The organism is Streptomyces sp. NPDC049687 (genome assembly GCF_044465285.1).
Classification (GTDB): Bacteria; Actinomycetota; Actinomycetes; order Streptomycetales; family Streptomycetaceae; genus Streptomyces.
The window spans coordinates 378,455-400,764 of record NZ_JBITLN010000008.1; the positions used below are offsets into that span (position 1 = coordinate 378,455).

Here is a 22,310-nt window from a genome sequence, read left to right on the forward strand (position 1 = left end):
CCCCCATGTCCTCCGCCTCCCGTCCCACTGTCGCCGTCGCTTTCCATTCCGGCTACGGCCACACTGCCGTCATAGCCGAGGCCGTGGCGCGCGGCGCTGCGGAAGCCGGTGCCGAGGTGATCTCCATCCCCGTGGACACGATCACCGACGAGCAGTGGGCGCAGCTGGACGCCGCCGACGCCATCATCTTCGGTGCCCCCACCTACATGGGCACCGCCTCCGCCGCCTTCCACACCTTCGCCGAGACCAGCAGCAAGCGCTGGTACACCCAGACCTGGGCCGACAAGATCGCTGCCGGCTTCACCAACTCCGGTGCCAAGAACGGCGACAAGTCCTCGACCCTGGGCTACTTCTTCACCATGGCCGCCCAGCACGGCATGCACTGGGTCAGCCTCGGTGTCCAGCCGGGCTGGGCCTCCACCGAGGGCAGCGAGGACGACATCAACCGTCTGGGCTACTTCGTCGGTGCGGGCGCGCAGACTCCGGTCGATGCCGGCCCGGAGGCGGTCCACAAGTCCGACATCGCCACCGCCGAAGGCCTCGGAGCCCGCGTCGCGCAGCAGACCGCCTTCTTCCGCGCCGGCCGCGCCGCCCTCGCCGTCTGAACCCCAAGAACTCACCCTCAGCCTGACCCGCAAAGGAGCAGCACCATGTCCGACTCCCCGAACCTCGCTCTCGTCCGCCGGCTGTACGACTCCGGCATGGGCGCGGACGTGGTCGCCGAGGTCATCGACCCCGACATCGTCTGGGACATCACCCCTGGCTTCCCCTACGGCGGCGTATACAAGACCTGGGCCAGCGCCGGGGCGGACTTCTTCGGCCGGCTCGCGCCGCGCTTCACCTCCTTCGGCGCGGTGGCCGAGGAGTTCTACGACACCGGTGAGCACGTCTTCGTCCGTGGCCACTACCACGCCGTGTCCAAGTCCGGCGAGGAGTCGGACGCCCGCTTCATCCACCTGTGGACGGTCGGCGGCGGCAAGCTCACGCACCTGGTCCAGGCGGCCGACAGCCACGTCGTCCAGCAAGCCGCGAACAACTGACCGTCCGTACTCAATCCAGGGAGCACCCCCATGGCGAAGATTCTCTTCCTCATCACCGCCGCCGATCACTGGACCCTGGCCGACGGGTTCGAGCAGCCGGCCGGTTTCTGGGCCGAGGAGGCCATCGGTCCGTACGGCGTCTTCAAGGAGGCCGGCTACGAGATCTCCGCGGCCACCCCGGGCGGCATCCCGCCGACCGCCGACGCGCTCAGCCTCACCCCGGACTTCAACGGTGGCGAGGAGGGCGCCGAGCGGATGCGGACCGCTCTCAAGGAGGCCACCGAACTGGCGAACCCCGTTCGCATCGAGGACGTGAACATCGACGACTACGACGCCGTGTTCGTCCCCGGCGGCTGGGGCCCGATGGAGGATCTGTCCAACGACCCCGCGGCCGGCCGGCTGCTCAGCGACTGGCTTGCCTCCGGCAAGCTCGTGACGCTGGTCTGCCACGGCCCGGCCGCGTTGCTGTCCACCGTGGACGCCGACGGCAAGTCCCCGTTCGCCGGCTATCGCCTGACCGGTCTGTCCAACTCCGAGGAGATCCAGAACGGCCTCGCCGACCGGGCGAAGTGGCTGCTTGAGGACCGTCTGGTCGCGGACGTGGGCGTGGACTACCGCAAGGGCGAGGAGAACTTCGCCCCCCACATCGAGGTGGACCGCACCCTCATCACCGGCCAGAACCCCGCCTCGGCCGTCCCGCTCGCCCACGAAGTCGTCAAGACCCTCGGCTGACACCCCGCACCACCGCTCAAAGGCTCAAAGGCTCAAAGAAAGAGGTAATACCGATGGACAGCAATGCCACCCTTCCCAGCGTGGGTCAGACCTGGCAGGCGGACCTCGGCCCGGACACCCCGCTCGGCCACTTCACGGTGGACATCACCTTCGACTCGCCGACCCAGGTCAGCTTCGAGGTGACGGGCGGCGCCATCAAGGGCCGGAAGCAGGCGATGGAGTACACCACCACCCAGCTCCGCGACGGTCTCTACGTCGTGCGCTGGACCGAGCCCGACGCCGGTGACCACGTCACCCACATCGAGGACTACACCGAAGGCACCTGCATGGCCAGCTCCGTCATCGGAGGCCAATTCGTCCAGCTCCACGGGAAGTGGACCCGCGTCCGCTGAACCCCTGGTGACGGGCACAGGTCACGCGTCATCTTGAAGTGAGGACTTCCAGGGACAGATCTCTCCCCCTGACAACATTGTTCTCCGATGTCAGGGTGATGGCATGAACCGCGATCCTCACCGTCATGATCTGGGGGAATTCCTCAAGGCGCGCCGCGCCGAGCTCGACCCGGCCGCCGTCGGTCTGCCCGACGGCGGTTCGCGGCGTGTCGCGGGCCTGCGCCGTGAGGAGGTCGCCGTCCTGGCGGCCATCAGCACCGACTACTACGCCCGCCTCGAACAGGGCCGTATCCAGCCGTCGCCGTCCGTGCTGGAGTCCCTGGCCCGGGTGCTGCACCTGGACGACGACCAGCGCGCCTACCTGTACGAGCTCGCGGCCAAGGAAGAATTCCGCCCGCCGCGTCGGCAGCCGCGCCTGACGGCGCAGCCGCAGTTGCAGCGCATGCTCGACGACATGGCGCACACCCCCGCCTTCGTGATCGGACCGCGCACCGAGATCGTCGCCTGGAACGCCATGGGCGCCGCCCTGATCACCGACTTCGGCAAGATCCCCGAGAAGCAGCGTTACTACATCAGGCTGCTCATCACCGATCCCGCGATGCGCGAGCTGTACGCGGACTGGGAGGGCGTCACCCGGCTGGCCATCGCCCAGATGCGGATGCACAACACCAACAACCCCGGGGACAAGCAGCTCGCCGCCCTGGTGGGCGAACTCTCGGTCCGGGACGAGCAGTTCCGCCAATGGTGGGCCGCCCACCACGTCGCCGTCCGGGACACCGGAGCCAAGCATCTGCGGCACCCCGTGGTGGGGGACCTGCATCTCGACTGGAACGCCGTCACCTGGGCCGCCGACCCCGACCTGCAGATCATCGTCTGGACCGCCGAATCCGGCACCCCGACCCATGACAGCCTGCGTCTGCTGGCGTCCTGGGCAGCGGACCCCAGCCACTCGACCAGCGACAGCTCCGCCTGACCGCCGTCCGGGTATTCCCTTCAAAGGGGGGAGCCTTTCCTCCTACGCGCCCCGCGCCTAGGCGGTGTCTTCAAATGATCTTGAGTGATGGATCATGGTCGGGTGATACGTCGACATGAACTGTCAGATGCCGAGTGGGAGTTCATCCGGCCGCTGCTGCCGGACTCGCTGCGGGGAAGGAAGCGGTTGGACGACCGCACCGTGCTCAACGGGATCGTGTGGAAGTTCCGCACTGGAACGGCTTGGCGGGACGTGCCCGAGCGGTACGGTCCGTGGGTCACACTGCACACCCGGTTTCGCCGGTGGGCCCTGGACGGCACGTTCGAGCGGATGCTCCAGGCCGCCCGGGCGAGGGCGGACGCGACCGGCGACATCGACTGGCTCGTGTCGATCGACTCCACCGTGGTCCGTGCCCACCAGCACGCTGCCGGGGCCCGGAAAGGGGGCTCCGCAGCCCCGGACTCGGCCGGTCCCGTGGCGGCCTGACCAGCAAGATTCACCTGGTCCGCGATGCCTTGGCACGCCCGCTCGCCTTCACTGTCACAGCGGGAACACCAACGACTGCACCCAGGTCAGCGCCGTGATGGACGCGATACGGGTGCCCCGCCTCGGTCCGGGACGGCCTCGCATACGGCCCGACCACGTCATCGGCGACAAGGGCTACAGCTCCAAAGCCATCCGGGCTTGGCTCAGGCGGCGGGGTGTCGGCCACACCATCCCGGAACGGTCCGAACAGATCCGCAACCGGCTTCGGCGCGGCCACCGCGGCGGACGCCCGCCCGCTTTCGACAAGCAGCTCTACAAGCGGCGCAACGTGGTCGAGAGATGCTTCAACCGCTTGAAGCAGTGGCGAGGCATCGCCACCCGCTACGAGAAGACCGCCGAGTCCTAGCAGGCAGCCGTCACCCTCGCATCGCTCCTGATGTGGGCGTGACATTTGAAGACAACTCCTAGTGTCCTGAGTCTTTGATTCGGTTCAGATATCCGGTGAGGCGTTCGAAGATCTCGTCAGCGGTCTTCGTCCAGACGAAGGGCCTCGGGTTGTCGTTCCAGTCGGCGATCCAGGCCCGGATGCCCTTCTCCAGGGCTTGGACGTTCCTGTGGACGCCACGCCGTATCTGCTTGTCCGTGAGGAGCGCGAACCACCGCTCCACTTGGTTGAGCCAGGACGAGCTGGTCGGGGTGAAATGCATGTGGAACCGGGGGTGAGCCAGCAGCCACTTCTGGATCGCGGGCGTCTTGTGGGTGGCGTAGTTGTCGCAGATCAGGTGGACGTCGAGATGGTCAGGGACCTCCTTGTCCAGCTTGGCCAGGAACTTCTTGAACTCCACCGCGCGGTGCCGGCGGTGGAGCGAGCTGATGACCTCGCCGGTGGCCGCGTTCAGGGCAGCGAACAGGGTTGTCACGCCGCCGCGCAGGTAGTCGTGGGTGCGGCGCTCGGGCATGCCCGGCATCATCGGCAGCACCGGCGCCGACCGGTCCAGTGCCTGGATCTGCGACTTCTCGTCCACACAGAGGACGATGGCCCGCTCGGGCGGGTCCAGGTACAGGCCGACGACGTCGCGGACCTTCTCGATGAACTGCGGGTCCTTGGACAGCTTGAAGGTGTCCACGAGGTGTGGTTTGAGGCCGAAGGTCCGCCAGATCCGCGAGACGGTGGACTGGCTCAGGCCGCTGGCCGCAGCCATGTCCCGTGTCGACCAGTGCGTGGCGTTCTTCGGAGTGGTCTCCAGCGTCCGCACGACCACCTCCTCCACCTTTTCGTCGCTGACTGTGCGGGGCGGACCGGGCCGCGGCTCGTCGGACAGGCCCTCAAGCCGGTCGGCCGCGAACCGCTTGCGCCACTTGGCCACCGTGACCGGGTGGACCTCAAGCTCCGTTCCACCGCACGGGCGTGTGTCTCGATGTCCTTGCGCCAGCCGTGCATTCCGGGCGCGCCCTTCGGGCCGGTGCCGGCCAGGACCAGGCGGCGGACCAGGCGGGGCCGGACCAGCGCGATGTCCTGGGCGGCGAAACCGCCGAGGGAGAAGCCCAGGAGGTCGATCTGCTCCAGGCCGAGGGCCGCGGTGAAATCGATGATCTGCCGGGCCAGGTCAGCGACGGTCTTCGCCGGTGTCCCGGTCGAGGAGGCCACCCCCGGGTAGTTGACGAGGATGACCTCGCGCTCCGCCGCCAGGGCGTCCACGAGCGCGGGGTCCCAGTTGTCGAGGTTGCCGGTGAAGTGCTGGAGCATCACCAGCGGGGCCGGTCCGCCGGTCCCGAGCCCGAGGTAGGCGTAACGGACACCGTCCGCCTCGATGAACTGCGTGGGCGCGGTGTGCTGCGTCACTGGGGCCATGGCTTCTCCCTGGCGGGCCGTACGGGGGTGAGGGCCGACTGCGACCACCGCTCCATCATCAGCGGCGGAAGTGGAATCTTTGTGGCCCGCTTCTTGACCCCCGGGCGTTGGCCGGACGTGGGCATGCCAACGGTCGCGGTCGTGGCGCCGTGGCGCCGTCGTGTGTGTGCAGGTCGCGCGTGCCGAGGCCGGGTGTGCCGATGCGAGGCAGACCGCGAGACCGCCTTCGCCCTGCTGGACGCCGCCCTGCGTGACGGCCGCCCCGAGCTCCCCTTCGACCCGGCCCTGCTCGCCGCCGTCCGCGCCGCCTGGCCGCAGACGGGCTCGGCAACAACGAGACCGCTGACCTGGTCCACCTTTCTGCAACCAGGCGACGTCAACGCGGCTGTGGGCCTGTGGAAGGACTACGTCCACCAGACCGAGCGTGCTCTGTGGCACGACTACGAGTGGGGCAACGTGCACTGGTACTGCTGCGAAAACCCTCTCGAAGCCCGAGCCCTCCTCGACGCCGTGATGCAGGCCTTATCGCCACGAAGCGCCCGCGAACTTCGAAAGATCGTCAGCCGGTCAGACGCCGGCCGGAACCTTCCGTCCCCGCCCTACGACGCGGACGGAAGATGAAGAACAAGCTTAGCGTCGGCCAGTACACCGCCTTCGGCGTTCCCGCAGACTCACCGCCCAGGCGGCCAGGATCAGGACGAGGCTTGAACCCGCGACGATCCGGTCCGCAGGGGTGTCGAACATGTGATCCGATGCGGAGACAATCCCCGCCACTCCGATGGCGAGAAGCAGCACCGGCAGCCGGCGCCACCAGGGTGACAGCATGTCCATACGCCAGACGGACCAGCTCATCCAGGCAGTGACAAGCACGATGCACCAGGCCAAGCCACTCATCAGCACCCCATGAACCGCAGACACCCGAACTCCGTTGGATCGGCGCGAGGATCTTGCTCGCTGCAGGTGGGCGAAGGCAAGGGCTCACTGTCGGGAGATTCCGGAGCAATTCCTTCGGGGCGGTGTGTGCAGGCTGGGAGGGTGTGGCGGCTGGTCGTCGACGATCTTCATCGGCAGGGGCTGTGGAGTGTCCGACGATCTTGTTTCCGATCCAGATGTTCGAGGGGTACGCCGGGACCAGCGACTCCCGGTTCCGCGACGAGGTCGAGGCCGAACAAGCCCCCGCCCGCGGCCAGTACCTCGCCGAGATGATCAGCAGCTGTTCCAGGCCGCTTCCGTCGTGGGACCTGCCACGAGCCTGGTCCTGGCTCTCTACGGCCTCAGCCAGGCCGGCCGCGCCATCACGGCCGCCTCCTGGTCCCTCAAGTGCACGGGAGTTGTGGACACCAGCTCCCGTTGATCGGGGGAGGGGACGTTGTGCTCGCGGGATTTCCGCGTGCGGAGTGCCTGGACGGCGGGCCTCGGAGTCACGGGGTTCGGTTTCGCGCCTCACCGTCCACACCAGATGCATCAGGTGATCAGGCCGGCGCTGATCAGCCAGATGTGTTCGCAGGTCGAAGATGCCTTTTGCAACTCCTCGCGGGACTCTTGCGAGGCGTGGTAAAAGGTCCGCTCAATCATCCAGCACAGGGCGCGTGCCATCGCCGACGCTTGTTCTGGTTCGGTGCCGGCCTGAACGCCGGCTCGTTCCAGGACGGCGGCGATGGCTGTGATGAACAAGTCTGCCGTGTGGCTCCACAGCTCGCCGATCTCCGGCACGGTCAACGACAGGTCGATCGCCGTGCGCATGACCAGGCCGTGTTCGTTCCACAGCTCGACCGTGCGCCGCATGGCTGCTGCGATGGCCTGGCGTGGCTCGTCGGTCTGCGCGGTGGCCCGGGACCGCTCCCACAGGTGCTCGACGGTCCGGGCCACGAGCGCCGTGACCACTTCTTGCTTGGAGCCGAAGTAGAAGTACAGGGCGCCACGTGTGATGCCGGCGCCCTGCGCGATGTCGCCAACGGTCATGGCGTCATAGCCCTGTTGTGCCAGCAGAGCTTCGCAGGTGTCGAGGATGGCCCGCTCCCGGACGTCACCCTTGCGTTCGGTGGTGCGACGGCGACTGGCGGGGTGGTGGCCGGACATCACAGCTGAGCGCCCTCGGCGAAGTCGGTGGTACGGGAGAGGGGCTCCCATGCGCGGATGTCCTCGTCCACGGCCGTGCGCGCGGCGGTGACCAGTCGCAGCGCGTCCGAGCCCAGGACGAGGTGGGCCGGCGGCTGGTCGACCGACGCGATGTGCACGACGGCGTCCCCGGCCTTGGCCGGATTGCCCAGCTGGTTCCCGCTGGCCTTCTGCCGCGCTTCACGGATGGGGGTGAACAGCTCGTCGTAGTCGTCGATGGTCCGCGCGGTGCGTGTCATGGACCGTCCGGCCCAGTCGGTGCGGAAGGAGCCGGGCTCGATCGCCGTCACGTGGATCCCGAACTGCGCGACCTCCTTGCCCAGTGCCTCGAGGATGCCTTCCAGGGCGAACTTGCTGCCGCAGTAGGCGGACATGCCGGGCACGGCCATGAGCCCGCCCATGGAGGTGACGGCCATCAGGTGCCCGCGGCGGCGCCGGCGCATGTGGGGCAGTGCTGCCTGCAGGGTGGCCACTGTCCCGAATACGTTGACCTCGAACTGCCGCCGCACCTCGGCCAGTGGGGTTTCCTCGAAGGTGCCCTCCAGGCCGTAGCCGGCGTTGGCGACGACGACATCCAGGGGGCCGACGCTCTGCTCCAGCTCCGTGATCACATTCGAGGCGGCGGCGTCGTCGGTCACATCCAGGATGCGGCCGTGAGCGTACCCGGGTTTGAGCCCTTCGAAGGCCCGCAGGTCCTCCTCGGAGCGGACCGTGCCGACGACGGTGTGCCCGGCGGTCAGGGCGGCTTGGGCGAAGGCACGTCCAAGGCCCGTGCTGACGCCGGTGATGAGCCACTTCTGCTGCTGCACTGCTCCTCCAGAAAGGTCTCGCGAGGAGCTGGACTGCCCCCTCACCCAGAGAGTCTACACAGCGTCGATTTTAATCATCGAGATGCTGATTCCGGCCCCCAACGGCTCATGCTCAGCCGAGGTCAGTCCGGCCCCTCACCGACCCGCTCGCCTCGGCTGAAACGATCACGGTGTGACTGTGATCACGGCGTCGGTGCCGTCCTGGATAGGCCCCCTTTACGGGGCTACGCTTGATCTTTGACGTCCGGTGTCGAATGGTGCGTCGAACTTGATCGCTCGGTCCGGTAACCGGCGTACGCAGAGACGGCCTTCGTCTGAACATGTGCTCCGACCAAGGAACACACACGTCGAGAACGAAGGCCGTGAGGATGAGTCTGCCCCATCACGACGCCCGGTTTGATGCATTGGCGCAACTGTCATGCTTCAGGGGCGAGTTCTACTCCTGCCTGACCACTCGTTCGGACGCGTTGTTCGAGCTGGCTGATGCCGTTCTGTGCGGCGACGGGCCGGTCTCTGGCCGAACTGTCGCTGGTGGGTGAACACCGCCGCGGCCATGGAGGGCTCTACGCCGCAGTGGCCCGTGGACGCATCGATGCCGACCGGCTGCGGCGGGCACTGGCCGGAGTACCACTGCCGGATGATGGCGATATTTCACGAATCGCCATCAGCCTTCATCGAGGCGGCCCGTACAGCTTCGGCGAGCGTGGGTGCGAGGGCGGCCAGGAGTTCGACGGCCTCGGTGATGTACCGGTAGACGGTGGTGGTGCCGATCCCGAAACCGACCGCGAGCTGGGCATAGGGCTGGCCGTTGCGGAGGTGGGTGAGGGTGAGCAGGGCCTGTCGGCCCGCGCTCAGGCGCCGCCATCGGGTGCCGAGAGCGCGGCGGTGTTCCCTCAGGCGGGCGGCGAGGAAGCGGAGGGCAGAGGTGGACACGTCGACGTCGGACGGGCAGACAAGCGTGCGAAGCCTCTGGTGGAGACGGTTCTCATGGTCGAAAGCCCATCTACCAGGGGCTTCATCCGTCTGTCAGGCCAACTACCCAGCCGACGCGAGACTGGGGAGGGCTCACTGAATCCCGTAGCGTGCATGTTATGGACATGGTGCGTGAGGTGATCGTGTTCGACGCGGCCGACCTGCATGCGGAGAGCGCGTTCTGGGCCGGCATTCTGGGCGGGCACGTCTTCGAGGACGACGACTGGCACAGCGTCATCGACGCTGCTGGACAGTGGCGGATCGGCGTGCAACTGGCACCGGACCATGTTCCGCCCGACTGGCCTCATGGAAACCCCCAGCAAGTACATCTCGATCTCCACGTCGACGACCCGCGAGCAGCGCACGAAGAGGTACTCGCCCTCGGCGCCCGCCTGCTCCAGCCGGCTCCTGATCTCGATGCTGCCGAGGGTCACCAGGTGTACGCCGACCCGGCCGGGCATCCGTTCTGTATCGGCTGGGGACACCCGTCCCGGGAGGCGCTCGCGGCGTTCGTCGCCGACCGCTTGGGGCGGAGAGAGCCGGACTAACTGATCGTTTCAGAATGATCGCGAGAGCCGCCGCAGGCAGATGATCGAGCAGGCGATTTCTAGGAGACCCTGGTGAAGGTCCGCCCGGTGCTCGTAGCGGATGCGTAGGCGCTTGAACTGGTGCAGCCAGGCAAACGCTCGCTCCACGACCCAGCGCACTTTGCCGAGTCCGGAGCTGTGAGCAATGCCGCGTCGGGCGATCATCGGCTTGATGCCGCGCTTCCACAACAGGCGGCGGTACTTGTCGAAGTCGTAGCCCCGGTCGGCGTACAGTCGCCGGGGCCGACGGCGCGGCCGCCCTCGCAGACCCCGGATCAATGGGACCGCATCCACCAGCGGCAGGAGCTGGGTGACGTCGTGTCGGTTGCCGCCGGTGAGCGTGACGGCCAGCGGGGTACCGTTGCGGTCGACGATCAGGTGGTGCTTTGAGCCGGGACGGGCACGGTCGACCGGTGAGGGCCCAACATGATCCCCCCTTTCAGGGCTCGGACGTGTGAGCCGTCGACGGCGCAGTCGTCCAGGTCCAGCAGGCTCGCTCGCCGAAGCTCGGTCAGCAGGGCGGCGTGCAGTCGGGGCCACACTCCGGCCTCGGTCCAATCCCGCAGCCTGCGCCATGCCGTGACTCCGGAGCAGCCCACGGTCTCTGCTGGCACGTCGCGCCAGGCAACGCCGGTCCGCAGCACGTACAGCACGCCTGCGAGCGCTATCCGGTCCGGAACGCGCAGACGTCCGGGGTAGCGAAAACGACGCTCGGGAACGGGCGGCAGCAGCGGCGCGACGCGCTCCCACAGGGCATCCGGCACAAGATCAGCAGGCACCCGCACAGCCTGCCGATCAAGATCGCCAGACGCAAGATCGCAGACTCGTTGAAGCCATCGATAAGATCGGCCAGTGGCTTTGTTCTGGCAGGATCGACGTACCGCCGATGCCGCTTTCGCCGCAGCTTGCATCGCAATAGGTCACGGCCCCGACGAGCGCCACGAGGAAGCTCGCGGGACAGCCTTCTGGTGGACCACCAGCCTTCCTGCGTGGCCTCACGGGGTGATCGTGTTCTGGCGGCACGGCCGAGACTGGCGGTTCATCCCCCTGGACCGTGATGAGAAACCAGTCCAGGACGGCGCCGAACGACTCCCCTGGCCGGCCGAGCTACCACCGGACGAGGCCGCCCAGCGGGTCGCAGAACTGCTCGGAGAAGGACCCCGCCTGACGTGAGGCGGCGACCAGCGCAGCAGCCATTCTGAAACGATCAGTAAGACGCGAAGACCAGGAGCACTGATCAACCGGTCCGCCACCTAGCGAGCGCGACTCCGTCGCCGCGCCACCTTGACGGTCGTGTTCATCGCTCCGACCTGCGCACTAACGCGGCCCACCTCAGGAAAACCCATCTACCAACAGTTTCGCTGCGCTCTCAGGTCAACTGGCCAACAACCGGGCCAGGTTGGAAAGAGCTCAGTGAACTACTGAAGTTGAATGCGTGATGTCGGCCTGATCGGGATCAGCTGTCCATGATCAGGCCGACACAACTTCAGTGGCGGCCGAGAAATCCCTCGACCACCGTCGCCAGGGCCTCCGGGCTCTCATCCGGGCCGAAGTGGCCGACGTCGTCGAAGACCTCGAGCTCCGCGTTCGGGTACCACTGCAGCCAGGTGGACCGCATGGTCTCGGGGCCCATCGCCGGGTCGTTCGCACCGGCTACGACAAGCACCGGGGTTGGATTTCCCTCGACCCGCTCGTGGATGTCGGAGCCACGAGTCCAGGATTCGAGGTACGAGCGCAGGGCCGCCGACGAGGAGCGTTCAGAGCCGCTCACTCTGGCATCCAGCCATGCATCGTCGTGCCGGTTACCGGTGGTGACGTCAAAGATCGTCCTGCGGTTGCCGGAATCCTCCACGGCCCCGACGAACAGGTCCCACATCTCCCCTTCAAGTGGGAACCCGGACGCGGGTACCGGCGAGATGCCGACGATCGAGCGGACCCGCGAGGGGGCGTCCAGCAACATCAGCTGGGCCGCCTTGCCGCCCATGGAGTGACCGATGACCGAGAAGGTGTTCCAGCCGAGGCTGTCGGCCACGGCGAGTGCGTCCGCCGCGATCTCCTCCATCGTGTACGTGCCGGGGGTGTCCATCGCCTCGCCGTACCCACGGCAATCCACGAACGCATAACTGAACGCGCTCCCGTCCAGGTACCGCCGCAGATCGGCGAAACTCGACCTGTCGCTGAGCCAGTGGTGGAGTGCGAGGACCCGCTCCGGACCGCTGCCCTGCACCTCGTACGGAATTACGTGTCCAGCTGCATGACCTGTCACAACGTTGGCTCTCCCCCCTCCGGGTCGGGCCGGAATCCCGCAGGCTTGAGACTTCGCCCCAACGGCGTATGCGTGATGCCGGTCAACCGTCCATGATCAGGCCGGTGCCGGCCAGGCAGCCGTCGACCAGGTCCGGGCGGTACTGGACCTGCTTGAGCTTGTGCTTGACGGCGCGGGTGATCTGGCCGAGGTTGGCTGCGGCGAGGTTGCCGATGTCGCGCCTGACCAGCGACCAGATGCCCTCTTGCGGGTTCAGGTCCGGCGAGTAACTCGGCAGGTGGAAGACCGTGAGCCAGTCCGCGTGGTCGGCGATGAACTGCCTCATGGGTTCGACCAGGTGCATGCGTAGGTCGTCCCACACGAGCACGATCGGGCCGCCGAGCTGGATGTGTGCCCTGCCCAGCAGGTCGCGCAGGTCGCGCCAGCCGATGCCCTTCGGCTCGCCCTTGCGGCCCCGGTACTCGCGGATCGAGTAGAACATCCGGGATCGCTTCCCCGGCTTGTAGCAGGTCAGCCCGGCCATGGACACCCGGCCCGAGCCCCGGCCGCGCACCCGGACCACCGGCGTGCAGCCTCTGCGCCGCCGGCTCTTCGCACGCGGCGGCGTCATCGACTGGCCGGCCTCGTCCTCGAAGACGATCCAGCCGTTGCACGCCGCCGCGGTGCTCTTACCAGCGACCAGGTCTCCTTCTTCCAGACCTCGACCGCCTGGTCGTCGCGTTCGATTGCCCGCCGGGCGGACTGCTGCCAGGACCAGCCGTGCCGCCTCAGCAGCAACCAGGTGCCCTCCACCGTGTAGCTCACGTGGAACAGTCGGCCGATCAGCGTCTTGATCCGGGCCAGTGTCCACCGCTGGTCGGCCCAGCCGTGGACCAGCGGTCCGCGTCCCAACTCCCGTGCCGGCCTGGCGATCTGCTTCTCGTTGAGCCTCGGTCGCCCAGGCGATCCCTTCGACAGGACCCCCGCTTCGCCGCGCTCGCGCCACTGGCGGCGCCACCGCTCCACGGACCGCTCGCTGACCCGCAGCGCGGCAGCGATCTCCCTGTTCTTCTGCCCGTCTTCGAAGCGTTCCACGGCTTGAAGCCGGACGCGCTCCCGCGCGGCTCCCCCGGCGTCGGTCAACCCGCCGCCCTGTGCGTATCTCACGGTCCACGGCTACCGGAGCGGACCGGCCGCCGTCGGGCGAACGGCTCCGACATCACCCAATCAAGTTCAGTAGCAGACGCATGGGGCCGTGTCCGGTACGAACTTGCACTCTGGCAGCGACCTGGACTGGCGCACGACCTGACCTTCGCGACGGCCCCGCCAAGACCATACCGCGACCACCGCGCATACCGGCTACAGTCCCAGCCGCAAGGCGTTGAACAGGACAAATATAGAAGCTGAGGTGGCGGACAGCCATTGCGCGGAGTGTTGTCAATGCGCGACACGCGCGCATAAGTGTGATGGCACGTCAGCCTGACCCCCAAGAGGCCCCCAATCGCTCGCCAAGTCACTTTTGCCTGCGCCTTTCTGATGGGACATCACAAACACGACCACGGGCTTCCGAACGCCCGATCGGCCCTCCTTATCGGCCGTCAGGCATTTCTGAGGTTGCGACAGAATTAGCCATGAGTATGTTCATTCATAGTCGGCTGGTTCGGCTGGCATCCCTGAGAGATGGGGAAGAATCACTGTGAGAAGCAGAATCGAAATGCGCACGCGTACCGTTGTTGCGATCGCATTGTCGGTGGGCATCACCGCCCTTGCTGCAACCAGTGTGAACTACGCCTCGGCTTCGAGTTCCGTCCCGAATTCCGCCCCGTCGGTGCGGGAGGCCGCTGCCTCTGCCCCCAGGGAGGCGACGGCCAGACGAACTACAATTACCAGAATGACGATCCCGGACACCACCGCCAGAGAGACGATCACGGACGGATCTTCGTCAACGAGCGAACGTTTTCAGCCGAGCAGGGCGTGTGCACTGCTGTGATCAGTAGTCCCGCGACCAGCTTCAACGTCCGAAACGACAGCGACAAGACCGTCGAATTCTTCACCGGGATTACGTGCGACAACGGCGCTGCAATTGCGACGATCGGGCCCCAAAACTCCAGCAGCGCAATTGCCGGCACGCCGGTCTTGGACGCGGCGGTGGTGCCATTCGCGCTTGTCGGCAGCTTCCGGGCAATCGACAAGCGTTACTGACCCCCACGTCGACTAAGGCGGTGGTTTCTCAGCCGCCACTCCTGACCCCCAGGAGGCGGCCCGGGCGGTGCGCGCCTTGGCGGCTGCCCTCGACAAGGCACTGGCCACCGGGCCCGTCCTGAGATCCTAGCCGACCTGCTCGACATCACGGACTGATCCGGGGAGGAAGGCACTGCATGAGCCCGGCCTGGGTGCCCGGCGGAGGAGGGCCCGCCGTTCTATGAGCGGGGCCAGGCGGCGGGGGTGGTCGGCGGCAGTGGGATCTCGTCCAGCCGCAGCCACTGCTCCCGACCGCTCTGGTCGGCCACGACCAGGCAGAACCTCACATCCCCGGCCTCGTCGGCCTCGTACGGGGCGTCTCCGACAGCCCGCAGCAGAGCCCGCAGCCTCGGGTGGGGGCCTGCATTGCCTGGCCGCGCACGCCCTCACCGCGCAGGGCGACCAGGGTGAAGGAAGCGACGTTCATGCCGGTGCGGTGTCGACAGGGCCACCTTGCCGATCATCGGCCCGGCACCGACCTCACGGATGTCGTCGAACTGCTCGGCGCTGTCACCTTGGTTGGCCGGATGGGATGATCTTCTGATTGATCGTGTTGGAGGGGCTGTCCGTGGGGGCGGCCTGACCCACTTGATCCTCACTCAGCTCGCCGACCCGACCGCCGACCAGTCGGTCTTCCGCGCCCTCGACGACGGAGGCCGTGACGAGACTATCCGGCGCACCCGCCGCTCCGGGGGCGCAATCGTATGACCGAGCTCCGCCGGGCACGAAAGTGACTCGACAGGCCGCACGGTTACGACCAGGGCGAGATCAGCCGCCGCGAGACGGCAGGGGCGTACAGGTGTGACCCCGATACGCGTAAAAGGGTGATGAGTTGATCTTGAAGTCCTGGCGGGCAGCTTGGAGTACGCCGGGAACAGGCGACGCCTCACACGGGGATGGTTCCCGGCTTCGCGCTACGCGGGTGGGCGGCGTCGATAGCCAGCCGGGATGGTCCGGGCCTCGCCCGAGCGATCCGCGCCCAAGCGCCGTGCGCGCTGGCCGTGCTGACAGCTGGTCTTGCTGCTTTCACCCCGCCGGGCACCCGGCCGGCGGCTCGACGTAGGTGAGGCCGGGCTCGTCCAGGCCTCCCCACAGCAGGTTGGTCACCCGGGGGCCACTGGTGCGCCGCTCCTCGTCCGGCGATGTCGGCCGGGGCAGGTGCAGGGCGTCGTAGAGCCGGAACCGGTAAAGGTCGAAGGCCGATCCGGTGAGTTCGCCGAACAGGCCGGCGGCGCCCAGGACCCCGCCGTAGTACGCCAGCGCGGGCACGACGACAGCGATCGGAACCGCCCACCACGTCCAGGGCGTCCAGACGACGAACAGCGCGCCCCACAGCCAGGTACGGGTAGCCCGGTCCAGCACCGACCGGGCCTGGACAAGTTCGGTCCTGGCGTCGTCGGGCAGCACGAGCCACAGGGCATACCAGCACACCACCGCGTCCAGGCCGTACTTGTCGGCCGGGCGTCGTTCGGTCGCGCGCAGGATGTCACCCAGCCGGGTCGGCATACCCAGGCCGTCCTGCCACGGGGCTTCGCGCAGGAACCTGCGCGCGCGCCCCAACTCGGCGGTCATCCGGGCGTCCAGGCCGACGTTGCGCCGCGCGCGGAGGTCGCGCAGCTGGCTGACGTCTGGCTGGGAAGCCCGCTCCAGGTCACGCAGTTCCATGAGCTCCCCAACGGTCAGCGTCCCCAGACGCTGGCGGGTGTTCAGGTCGTCGCGGCGCCGCGTCCAGTGGGCGTGGCGCCGCCGGCGGTGGGCCACCAGCCGGTCTCGTAGCCAGCGCGGCCGTGACCAGTAGCCCTCGAGCAGGCGCAGCAGGGGTAGCGTCAGCCGTTCGGCGGCGATCGCCGACCCGGCCACTAGCAGCAGGCATCCCGCGACAAGGAGCACGTGTGAAAGGCCGGGCATCCGCTCGAACTGCTCCGTCGTCGCGGTCAGCTCCGCGGACCAGCCGTGGCTGCGCACACCCGAGCCGTGCGTGCTCCACCAGATCGCGGCAAATCCGCCCGCCCAGAACAGGAACGCGGGGGTCAGGATGCGAACGGCCCACTGTTTGGCGAACTCGCTGCCCAGCCCCGACCAGAACGCCGTCAGCATCGCCGGCTAGCCGTCGTACCGCTCGAGCGCGGCGCCGTCGTGCGGGCACACCAGCACGTCACCGGTCACCACCTCGCGTACCGTCGAGTAGTCCCGGTTCGGACAGACGAACAACTCCCCGAGCTGGGATGTCGAGTCACCTGGCAGGGGAGTGACCGAGCGATCGTTGTCGGTCTCCACCCGGTCGCGGACCGCAGGATGCGATTGCAGCACCTGCCTGAGGGCGGCCTCCGTGGTGCCGGCCGGCTGCTCCAGCGCCTGCCTGAGATCACGGTCCAGCCGCTCCCGATCGTCGGCGTCGGCAATCAGCACCGGAAGTTCCGCGCGGATCTGCTCGGCCAGCGCGCGCAGTTCGCTATCTGTCATCGACGCTCCTCAGGCCCCGACGTGGGTAAAGGCACCCCAGTTGTGGATCGTGCGGTGGCTGTGCAGGTCTGGCGGCAGTAGGTCGAGCCACGCAAGGAACGCATCGGCCACGGTCGCTGGCAGCCACGCGGCCTGCTCGCCGACCGCCGTGCGGAAGCGATCGGTCTTCTCCCCGTTCGTGGTGTCGCGCAACCACCGTTGGGCGGTGCGCAGCGCGTCTGCTGGCGGCATCCGTTCCCACCACCAGCAGCGGTAGAACTCGGTCATCAACATGGCGGTGGCGCGGTCGGGCACCGCCCACTGGGACGCCACCACCCCGGCGACCCCGGCCTGCAACAGCCCGGTCGGCAGCGCCACCACCTCGTCGGGCAGGTCCGTGCCGGGCATCGCCGTCTCGCAGGCGGACAGGACCGCCAACCGGACGCGCAACTGCAGCTCCAGTAGCCGGCGCAGGGTGACCTTGCCGCCGGCGAGCAGCAGGCCGCTGTCCAGCGGGCTGTCGAGCCGGGCGAATCCGTGGCAGGCGAGGTGCAGCACGTCGGCCTCCGGTGCGGCCCGTTCGAAGGCAAGGAACGTCGCGTCGTTTCCGTGCAGAGTGGTCCCGACGGTCGGGAAGGCCGCGGCGGCTGATCCCGCTTCGTGCCGCGCCATCGCGAGCCGGGCGGCCGGCACCGGCCACGGGTCGGCGATCGCCAGCAGCCGGCTCGGCGTCATCTCTGCTGCGAGCCGTCGGGCCGCCGCCAGCGACCGCGCGTTGGGCGCGTAGCTGAGCGGCAACATGTCAAGCGCGTAGCGGCGCCCAGACCCGGCCGTGCTGTCCGGCGTCCACGCCGCATGCAGCGGCAGCAGTCCAAGCAACCCACCGGCGACCAGCACTGCGCCGCCTGCTCCGTCGACGCCTTCGAGTTCGGCGAGGACCGGGCCCATGACGTCGTCCCAGAGCCATGCGGTCACGTCGTCGAGGGAACCGTCCCACCGGGCGCGGTTGTCGCGGGGCGCGGCCCGGTACCCGGAATACGCCTCGAGGTACTGGTGTGTGCGCTCCTGCACGGACTCCGCCGAGAGGTGTTGCAGCGGGACGTGTGCGACGTCGGTTCCGCGGACGATCAACGCCAGCCCGCCGGGTTTCGCGGCGGCCACATACACCAGGGGACCGGCCTGTGCCGCGCCGACGACGTCCTCGAACGTCGGTGGGGCGAGGAACTCCTCGTATTCCGGCACCGCACGAATCTCGTCGATGACGGCGTCCAACTCGTCGCGCGCAGCCCGGATGTCGTCAAGGCTGGTCCCATCCGCCATGCTGACCCTCCTGCCGACCCGGGTCGGCGTCGCGTGCCACCCTGTCGCAACCGCGCCGCGCACCGGCTGTCCCCACCAGAGTATCGTGACAAACGGACATATGCGACGAAGGGTGCGGCGATGTACGACCTGACAGCGGCCGACGTCGGCCTGCTGACCGTGCTCACCGACCTGGTCTCGGCGAGCACCTGGGACGAGGCCCGCGACGTCGTCGACCAGAATCCCGTCCTGCTGACCGACCGCGCGCTCGTTCTTCTCGACCTGGTGGGAAGCCGGATTGCCACGCCCGACAACGGCGACGACATCGTCCGGCCGCTTCGCCGCTTCCTCACCCGCAGCCGCGAGATCGGCACAGTGGCTGCCTGGGAGGAGCACTCCGGTCGACGGCTACCGTCCTGGCTCACGCCGTATGCGGATCGGATCGAGTCCACCGAGGACGTGACGGCGGAGGTACAGGCGTACGAGGAGATCCTCGCCCACGCGGAGTTCGTCGGGCTTACGCCACAACTGCGGGCCCAGATCCTCGGTCGGGCGGCCTCAGCGCTGTTGCGGCGATCCGAAGCCGGTCCACAACACGACGACATCGATCGGGCTCTGCAGCTGCTGGACGAGGCGGGACCGCTCGTCCCGGACGACAGCGAGGTCGGCGGTGAAGTGCTCAGCCACCTCCTGTTCGGCCACGTGCGCCGCTACGAGCGCGACGGTGCGGAGCGCGACCTGGCGATGGCGATGGACGTCCTGCGCCAGGAGGACCGGCGCGATGGCCACGAGGTGTCCGACCACATTCACTACATGGCGACGATGGGCTTCGCGCTGCTCGACCGCTACGAACGCCACGGCCTACCGGCGTCGCTGAACTCGGCGGTGCGGATCCTGCAGCAGGCCGTCGACGCTTCCACAGGGGACGATCCCGAGCTTCCTGGCCGGTTGGATCAACTTGGTGGGGCACGGTTGCGGCTATACGAACTCGAAGGATCCGCAGACCAGTTGCGGAGGTCGGTGGCGTGCCTGGCGCGAGCGGTCGAGATGACGGCGACGTCGGCGCCGGAGCGGCCCGGCCGGTTGAGCAACCTCGGCAACGCGTTGCTGACCCGGTACGAACGCGACGGGACACCGGCCGACCTGGACGCCGCGATCGCGTCTGGATGCGACCAGGAAACAGCGCCACACCGTCACCTCGGATCTACCGCCGTCTGATCGACGAGCACTCCTCGTCCGAGGCGTTGCGTTGACCACTTGAACCCGCACCGATGAGAGGGCGCAAGCGTCCTGCGAGCAACCGCGCGGTCCGGCCAGGGCCTGAGAGTCCGGTGTTTATACCTTGCTCGCTACCACCATGTAGTTCTCGGCCTCAAGATCGAACGTGCTCAGTTCCGTCTGGAGTCCGACCCGGTGCAGCTCGACTTCGAGTTCCTCGTACCGGTAGGGCCAGCAGGACAGCTGTTCCGACCGGACGAGAACCGGCCCGGTCGCATCAACTTGCGCGATCGCAATCTCGATGTGGTGCTCCTCCTCCCAATGCGGCGCAATCTCCCAGCGGTAGACCACGACGGCATCGCGACCGTTCCGGCGGACGAGTCGGTCCCAGATGTCCAGCCGGGAACCTCTGGCCCTCACGAGTTCCCAAGTGCGGGATGTGAGTACCAAGTGCCCGCCGGGGCGCAGAAGCCGTGACATTGACTCCAGAGCAGCACCCCTGCCTGTCGCGCCCGTGGCATGGTGAAGCGAGTTGCCAACGCAGAACACCATGTCGAACGTGTTGTCCTGGAAATGGTCGGGCAACTCTTCCCAGTTCGCCCGTACGGTCCGGACGGGTGCCCCGTACTCGTCCGACAACTCTGCAGTCCGACGAACCATCGCTTCGCTGGCGTCAGTTGCGACAACCTGCATGCCACGACCGGCGAGGCCAACCGCCAACTGTCCGGTTCCGCACGAACAGTCGAGGACGTGAGCGTTCGACGGCAGGAGACTGAGGACGTCGTCGAACGACGCAGCGAACTCGGCTGGAGGCAACTTCGCATCCGAGATGAGCCATTCGTACACCTCGGCAAGCACGTCATAACCTGTCACAGCCACTACCTCCGTCACGCGGCAGACTCACGGTAGGACGTCAGTCCATCAGCGGAGCAAGCCGGGCACCAATGGGTTTCGCGCGGGCGATGGGCATGGTGCAGTTGGTTGTCAGCGAGCTGGTCACCAACGCCCGCAAGTACGCGCCCGGTCGACTTGGCGCCCTCTGGAGGACCGGCTCACCCGCCGTGTGTCCGCAATACCAGGCTGGGGAAGCGGTCAACGTCGTGCCCGCCTCGGGTGTCAGGTGACGCTGGCAGAGAGGCGCCGGACGGGGCTGCGCTGGGTGCTGTTGTCGGTGCGCCGGTCCAGCTCGGTGCGGAGTTCGTGGATGACCTGGGCATAGACACTGACGCGCTCGCGAAGCCGGTCGTTGTCTTCCCGCAGGGCCTGGGCGGCGGCCTCGGCGTCTACTGCGCGGGCGTGCAGATGCTGGAATGCGGGTGGGATGCCGTTCGCTTCGGTCTTTCGGCGGGTGAATTCTTCTTTGAGGTCCACGTGCTTGTGGGTGAGGACCCAGCGCTTAACGCCTGCCTCGGCGGCGAGCTGCAGCGTGGTGAGCGCCCCGGTGGACCGGGTTGGACAGCCGTCGAGCAGCCGCTGCATCGCTGCGGTGATGGCGTCGCGCTCGGCGTCGCGGTCAGTGGCCATCGTTGGGTTCTCCGGTCGAGTCGTGGGCGGTGACGATGCGTTCCAGGCGGTCGAGTTCGTGCTTCGCGGGCGTGGCGGAAGGCGGGAGCCAGCGGGTCGTCGACGAGCGGCCTTAGCCGCTCAATCTGGACGAGGACGTGTTCGATGTCGCGATCGGTCCGCGCGATGTTGACGCAGTTCGGGCGGCAGTCGTCGAGGTCGGGGGTGCGGCGTGTGCCGTCCTACTCGCTGCGCAAGGGGCAAGCTGCCCGCTTCGGGTCCAGGACGCAGGTCATGCCCTTGCCGGGAAAGATCTGCAGGTCGGGGTTGGCGAGCATGGTGGTGGCGTGCCGCTTGGTGCGCAGGACTCGGCCAGCGAAGCGAGTGGCGGCCTGGACGCGGTGCCCGTAGGTCTCGGCTGCCGGGCCGCTGACCTGTTCGCCTTCACGCAAGACTGGTGTGCGTCGGCGAGGGTGTCCAGCCGGGCCAGCCAGTCCTCGAAAGCGAGGTCGTCGGGGAAGCCCGAGGCGTAGTTTCCGGCGTAGCCGAGGGTCATCTGGATGCGGAGGTGTCCGCATTGGATGGCGGCGGCAACCAGACCCCGTGGCCGGCGGACGATGAACCAGGCCAGGGTGCGGCGCAGGCGAGCGGAGTAGATGACCGGGTGGACCGGGTCGGGCGGAATGGGGTCACTGCGGCCGTGCTCGGCGCAGTAGGTCTCGACCCAGGCCAGGAACTCGGCGATGTCGTGGTTGATCCGGGTCTCCGACCGGGAGCCGCCGACGCGGCTGCGCAGGATGGTCGCGCCGTCGCGGCCGTCGGTGAACAACGTCGCCGGGAACAGCCAGGTGCTCGTGTGCAGCCGTTCCAGGACGGCGACGGCGGTGGCGACGGCCTCGGTGACGACCCACGGATCGGCCCGGATCTCGCCCTCGGGCATCTTGTCGCCGGCAGCGTCGCGGACACCTTTCCAGTGTCGGCCGCGCAGGAGGACCAGGCCGTGGGCGTGGTCTCGCTCGACGCAGCCGCGTTCAAGACTGAGAGCTTCGCCTGCCCGCATCCCCGACAGGTAGCTGATCACGATGAAGCAGGCCGTACTCAGATGCCTGGCCAGGAAACCGGCCTCGGTGTAGTCGATGGCCCCGTCGTGCCAGGGCCGGCCGTCCAACTGCCCGGTAACCGGCGCGTCCAGCGGTGCGCCTTCGATGACGGGCAGCCCCATCTCGGCGAAAACGGCGCGGTTGCTGGGGTTGTCCAGCGCGCCGCGGGCCGTGTCGAGCACCTTTCCCAGATGCGAGAGGTTGACCCGTAGCGTGCCGTCGTTGTCCCGGAGGCCGGGAAGCGGACGTCCCCGCTCGCGGTAGTCGCTCAGCAGGACGCGCAGCTCATCGGTCAGCGCGC

General features: G+C 67.8%; 22 protein-coding genes and 6 pseudogenes. 12 read left to right on the top strand and 16 right to left on the bottom strand.

The window, feature by feature from the left end:
- Positions 1 to 5 precede the first annotated feature (5 nt).
- The 6 genes and pseudogenes from ACIBVL_RS25665 to ACIBVL_RS25690 all read left to right on the top strand — a co-directional run bounded on the left by ACIBVL_RS25665 (position 6) and on the right by ACIBVL_RS25690 (position 4,029).
- Positions 6 to 605: a flavodoxin family protein gene (locus ACIBVL_RS25665; RefSeq protein ID WP_399100150.1), complete on the top strand. Its 600-nt coding sequence runs from the start codon at positions 6 to 8 to the stop codon at positions 603 to 605.
- A 45-nt stretch (positions 606 to 650) separates the two neighbouring features.
- Positions 651 to 1,040 carry a nuclear transport factor 2 family protein gene (locus tag ACIBVL_RS25670; RefSeq protein WP_399100152.1) on the top strand — a complete coding sequence of 130 codons (390 nt, stop codon included), beginning with the start codon at positions 651 to 653 and terminating at the stop codon, positions 1,038 to 1,040.
- A gap of 30 nt (positions 1,041 to 1,070) precedes the next feature.
- On the top strand, positions 1,071 to 1,772 hold the full coding sequence (locus ACIBVL_RS25675) for a type 1 glutamine amidotransferase domain-containing protein (protein WP_399100154.1): 702 nt from the start codon (positions 1,071 to 1,073) through the stop codon (positions 1,770 to 1,772).
- Positions 1,773 to 1,825: 53 nt separating this feature from the next.
- Complete coding sequence (locus ACIBVL_RS25680; RefSeq protein ID WP_399100157.1) at positions 1,826 to 2,164, top strand: MoaF-related domain-containing protein; 339 nt, start codon at positions 1,826 to 1,828, stop codon at positions 2,162 to 2,164.
- 103 nt (positions 2,165 to 2,267) lie between these two features.
- A complete protein-coding gene (locus ACIBVL_RS25685; RefSeq protein WP_399100160.1) occupies positions 2,268 to 3,137 on the top strand; it encodes a helix-turn-helix transcriptional regulator in 870 nt (289 codons plus the stop codon).
- A gap of 87 nt (positions 3,138 to 3,224) precedes the next feature.
- Positions 3,225 to 4,029, top strand: a pseudogene (locus tag ACIBVL_RS25690) (IS5 family transposase).
- 58 nt (positions 4,030 to 4,087) lie between these two features.
- Here the strand turns inward: ACIBVL_RS25690 and ACIBVL_RS25695 are convergent.
- Together ACIBVL_RS25695 and ACIBVL_RS25700 are read right to left on the bottom strand one after the other, a co-directional pair.
- Positions 4,088 to 5,014: pseudogene (locus ACIBVL_RS25695) on the bottom strand (IS630 family transposase); the annotation flags it as partial.
- A pseudogene (locus ACIBVL_RS25700) lies at positions 4,900 to 5,475 on the bottom strand (alpha/beta fold hydrolase); the annotation flags it as partial. The pseudogenes ACIBVL_RS25700 and ACIBVL_RS25695, both read right to left, overlap by 115 nt.
- A gap of 192 nt (positions 5,476 to 5,667) precedes the next feature.
- Here ACIBVL_RS25700 and ACIBVL_RS25705 point away from each other — a divergent pair.
- Positions 5,668 to 6,096, top strand: a complete 429-nt coding sequence (locus ACIBVL_RS25705) for a hypothetical protein (protein ID WP_399100163.1) — start codon at positions 5,668 to 5,670, stop codon at positions 6,094 to 6,096.
- Between the two features lie 843 nt (positions 6,097 to 6,939).
- Here the strand turns inward: ACIBVL_RS25705 and ACIBVL_RS25710 are convergent.
- Both ACIBVL_RS25710 and ACIBVL_RS25715 read right to left on the bottom strand, forming a co-directional pair.
- Positions 6,940 to 7,554, bottom strand: coding sequence for a TetR/AcrR family transcriptional regulator (locus ACIBVL_RS25710; RefSeq protein WP_399100165.1), 615 nt, complete (start codon positions 7,552 to 7,554; stop codon positions 6,940 to 6,942).
- Positions 7,554 to 8,402, bottom strand: a complete 849-nt coding sequence (locus tag ACIBVL_RS25715; RefSeq protein WP_399100167.1) for an oxidoreductase — start codon at positions 8,400 to 8,402, stop codon at positions 7,554 to 7,556. Before ACIBVL_RS25715 ends, ACIBVL_RS25710 begins: the two co-directional genes overlap by 1 nt.
- A 368-nt stretch (positions 8,403 to 8,770) precedes the next feature.
- Here ACIBVL_RS25715 and ACIBVL_RS25720 point away from each other — a divergent pair.
- Positions 8,771 to 9,050 (top strand): annotated as a pseudogene (locus ACIBVL_RS25720) (transposase); the annotation flags it as partial.
- A gap of 18 nt (positions 9,051 to 9,068) precedes the next feature.
- Here ACIBVL_RS25720 and ACIBVL_RS25725 read toward each other — a convergent pair.
- Positions 9,069 to 9,335 (bottom strand): annotated as a pseudogene (locus ACIBVL_RS25725) (transposase family protein); the annotation flags it as partial.
- 158 nt (positions 9,336 to 9,493) lie between these two features.
- On the opposite strand from ACIBVL_RS25725, the gene ACIBVL_RS25730 reads away from it, so the two are divergent.
- Positions 9,494 to 9,922: a VOC family protein gene (locus tag ACIBVL_RS25730; protein ID WP_399100169.1), complete on the top strand. Its 429-nt coding sequence runs from the start codon at positions 9,494 to 9,496 to the stop codon at positions 9,920 to 9,922.
- A 9-nt stretch (positions 9,923 to 9,931) separates the two neighbouring features.
- Here the strand turns inward: ACIBVL_RS25730 and ACIBVL_RS25735 are convergent.
- The 4 genes from ACIBVL_RS25735 to ACIBVL_RS25750 form a co-directional block, all read right to left on the bottom strand.
- A protein-coding gene (locus ACIBVL_RS25735) for an IS5 family transposase (protein ID WP_399100171.1) occupies positions 9,932 to 10,740 on the bottom strand; the annotation gives its coding sequence in 2 pieces (ribosomal slippage) (positions 9,932 to 10,401 and positions 10,401 to 10,740; 810 coding nt in all).
- A gap of 707 nt (positions 10,741 to 11,447) precedes the next feature.
- Positions 11,448 to 12,227 (bottom strand): alpha/beta fold hydrolase, encoded by a 780-nt coding sequence (locus ACIBVL_RS25740; RefSeq protein ID WP_399100173.1) that lies wholly within the window; start codon positions 12,225 to 12,227, stop codon positions 11,448 to 11,450.
- An 82-nt stretch (positions 12,228 to 12,309) separates the two neighbouring features.
- The gene (locus ACIBVL_RS25745) at positions 12,310 to 12,837 is read right to left on the bottom strand and encodes a transposase (RefSeq protein WP_399100176.1); all 528 of its coding nucleotides are present in this window, start codon (positions 12,835 to 12,837) and stop codon (positions 12,310 to 12,312) included.
- Entirely contained in the window at positions 12,834 to 13,373 is a 540-nt protein-coding gene (locus ACIBVL_RS25750) for a winged helix-turn-helix domain-containing protein (RefSeq protein ID WP_399100178.1), read from the bottom strand. The genes ACIBVL_RS25745 and ACIBVL_RS25750 overlap by 4 nt, the downstream gene beginning before the upstream one ends.
- A 513-nt stretch (positions 13,374 to 13,886) precedes the next feature.
- Between ACIBVL_RS25750 and ACIBVL_RS25755 the strand changes: the two genes are divergently transcribed.
- Entirely contained in the window at positions 13,887 to 14,408 is a 522-nt protein-coding gene (locus tag ACIBVL_RS25755; RefSeq protein WP_399100179.1) for a hypothetical protein, read from the top strand.
- Positions 14,409 to 14,730: 322 nt separating this feature from the next.
- Here the strand turns inward: ACIBVL_RS25755 and ACIBVL_RS25760 are convergent, their stop codons facing one another.
- From ACIBVL_RS25760 to ACIBVL_RS25775, 4 genes are all read right to left on the bottom strand, one after another.
- Positions 14,731 to 14,874 carry a hypothetical protein gene (locus ACIBVL_RS25760; protein ID WP_399100182.1) on the bottom strand — a complete coding sequence of 48 codons (144 nt, stop codon included), beginning with the start codon at positions 14,872 to 14,874 and terminating at the stop codon, positions 14,731 to 14,733.
- A gap of 599 nt (positions 14,875 to 15,473) precedes the next feature.
- A complete protein-coding gene (locus ACIBVL_RS25765; RefSeq protein ID WP_399100184.1) occupies positions 15,474 to 16,544 on the bottom strand; it encodes a hypothetical protein in 1,071 nt (356 codons plus the stop codon).
- Positions 16,545 to 16,550: 6 nt separating this feature from the next.
- Positions 16,551 to 16,910 carry a hypothetical protein gene (locus ACIBVL_RS25770; RefSeq protein ID WP_399100186.1) on the bottom strand — a complete coding sequence of 120 codons (360 nt, stop codon included), beginning with the start codon at positions 16,908 to 16,910 and terminating at the stop codon, positions 16,551 to 16,553.
- A 9-nt stretch (positions 16,911 to 16,919) separates the two neighbouring features.
- Positions 16,920 to 18,209, bottom strand: a complete 1,290-nt coding sequence (locus tag ACIBVL_RS25775; RefSeq protein ID WP_399100188.1) for a CHAT domain-containing protein — start codon at positions 18,207 to 18,209, stop codon at positions 16,920 to 16,922.
- Positions 18,210 to 18,329: 120 nt separating this feature from the next.
- Between ACIBVL_RS25775 and ACIBVL_RS25780 the strand changes: the two genes are divergently transcribed.
- On the top strand, positions 18,330 to 19,406 hold the full coding sequence (locus tag ACIBVL_RS25780) for a hypothetical protein (protein WP_399100191.1): 1,077 nt from the start codon (positions 18,330 to 18,332) through the stop codon (positions 19,404 to 19,406).
- A 117-nt stretch (positions 19,407 to 19,523) separates the two neighbouring features.
- Here ACIBVL_RS25780 and ACIBVL_RS25785 read toward each other — a convergent pair whose 3' ends face one another.
- Positions 19,524 to 20,279, bottom strand: a complete 756-nt coding sequence (locus tag ACIBVL_RS25785; RefSeq protein ID WP_399100418.1) for a class I SAM-dependent methyltransferase — start codon at positions 20,277 to 20,279, stop codon at positions 19,524 to 19,526.
- Between the two features lie 80 nt (positions 20,280 to 20,359).
- Here ACIBVL_RS25785 and ACIBVL_RS25790 point away from each other — a divergent pair.
- Positions 20,360 to 20,431, top strand: a pseudogene (locus ACIBVL_RS25790) (ATP-binding protein); the annotation flags it as partial.
- 91 nt (positions 20,432 to 20,522) lie between these two features.
- On the opposite strand, the gene ACIBVL_RS25795 reads toward ACIBVL_RS25790, so the two are convergent.
- Positions 20,523 to 20,930: a hypothetical protein gene (locus tag ACIBVL_RS25795; RefSeq protein ID WP_399100193.1), complete on the bottom strand. Its 408-nt coding sequence runs from the start codon at positions 20,928 to 20,930 to the stop codon at positions 20,523 to 20,525.
- Positions 20,931 to 21,201: 271 nt separating this feature from the next.
- Positions 21,202 to 22,191, bottom strand: coding sequence for a hypothetical protein (locus ACIBVL_RS25800; RefSeq protein WP_399100195.1), 990 nt, complete (start codon positions 22,189 to 22,191; stop codon positions 21,202 to 21,204).
- Between the last annotated feature and the right edge of the window lie 119 nt (positions 22,192 to 22,310).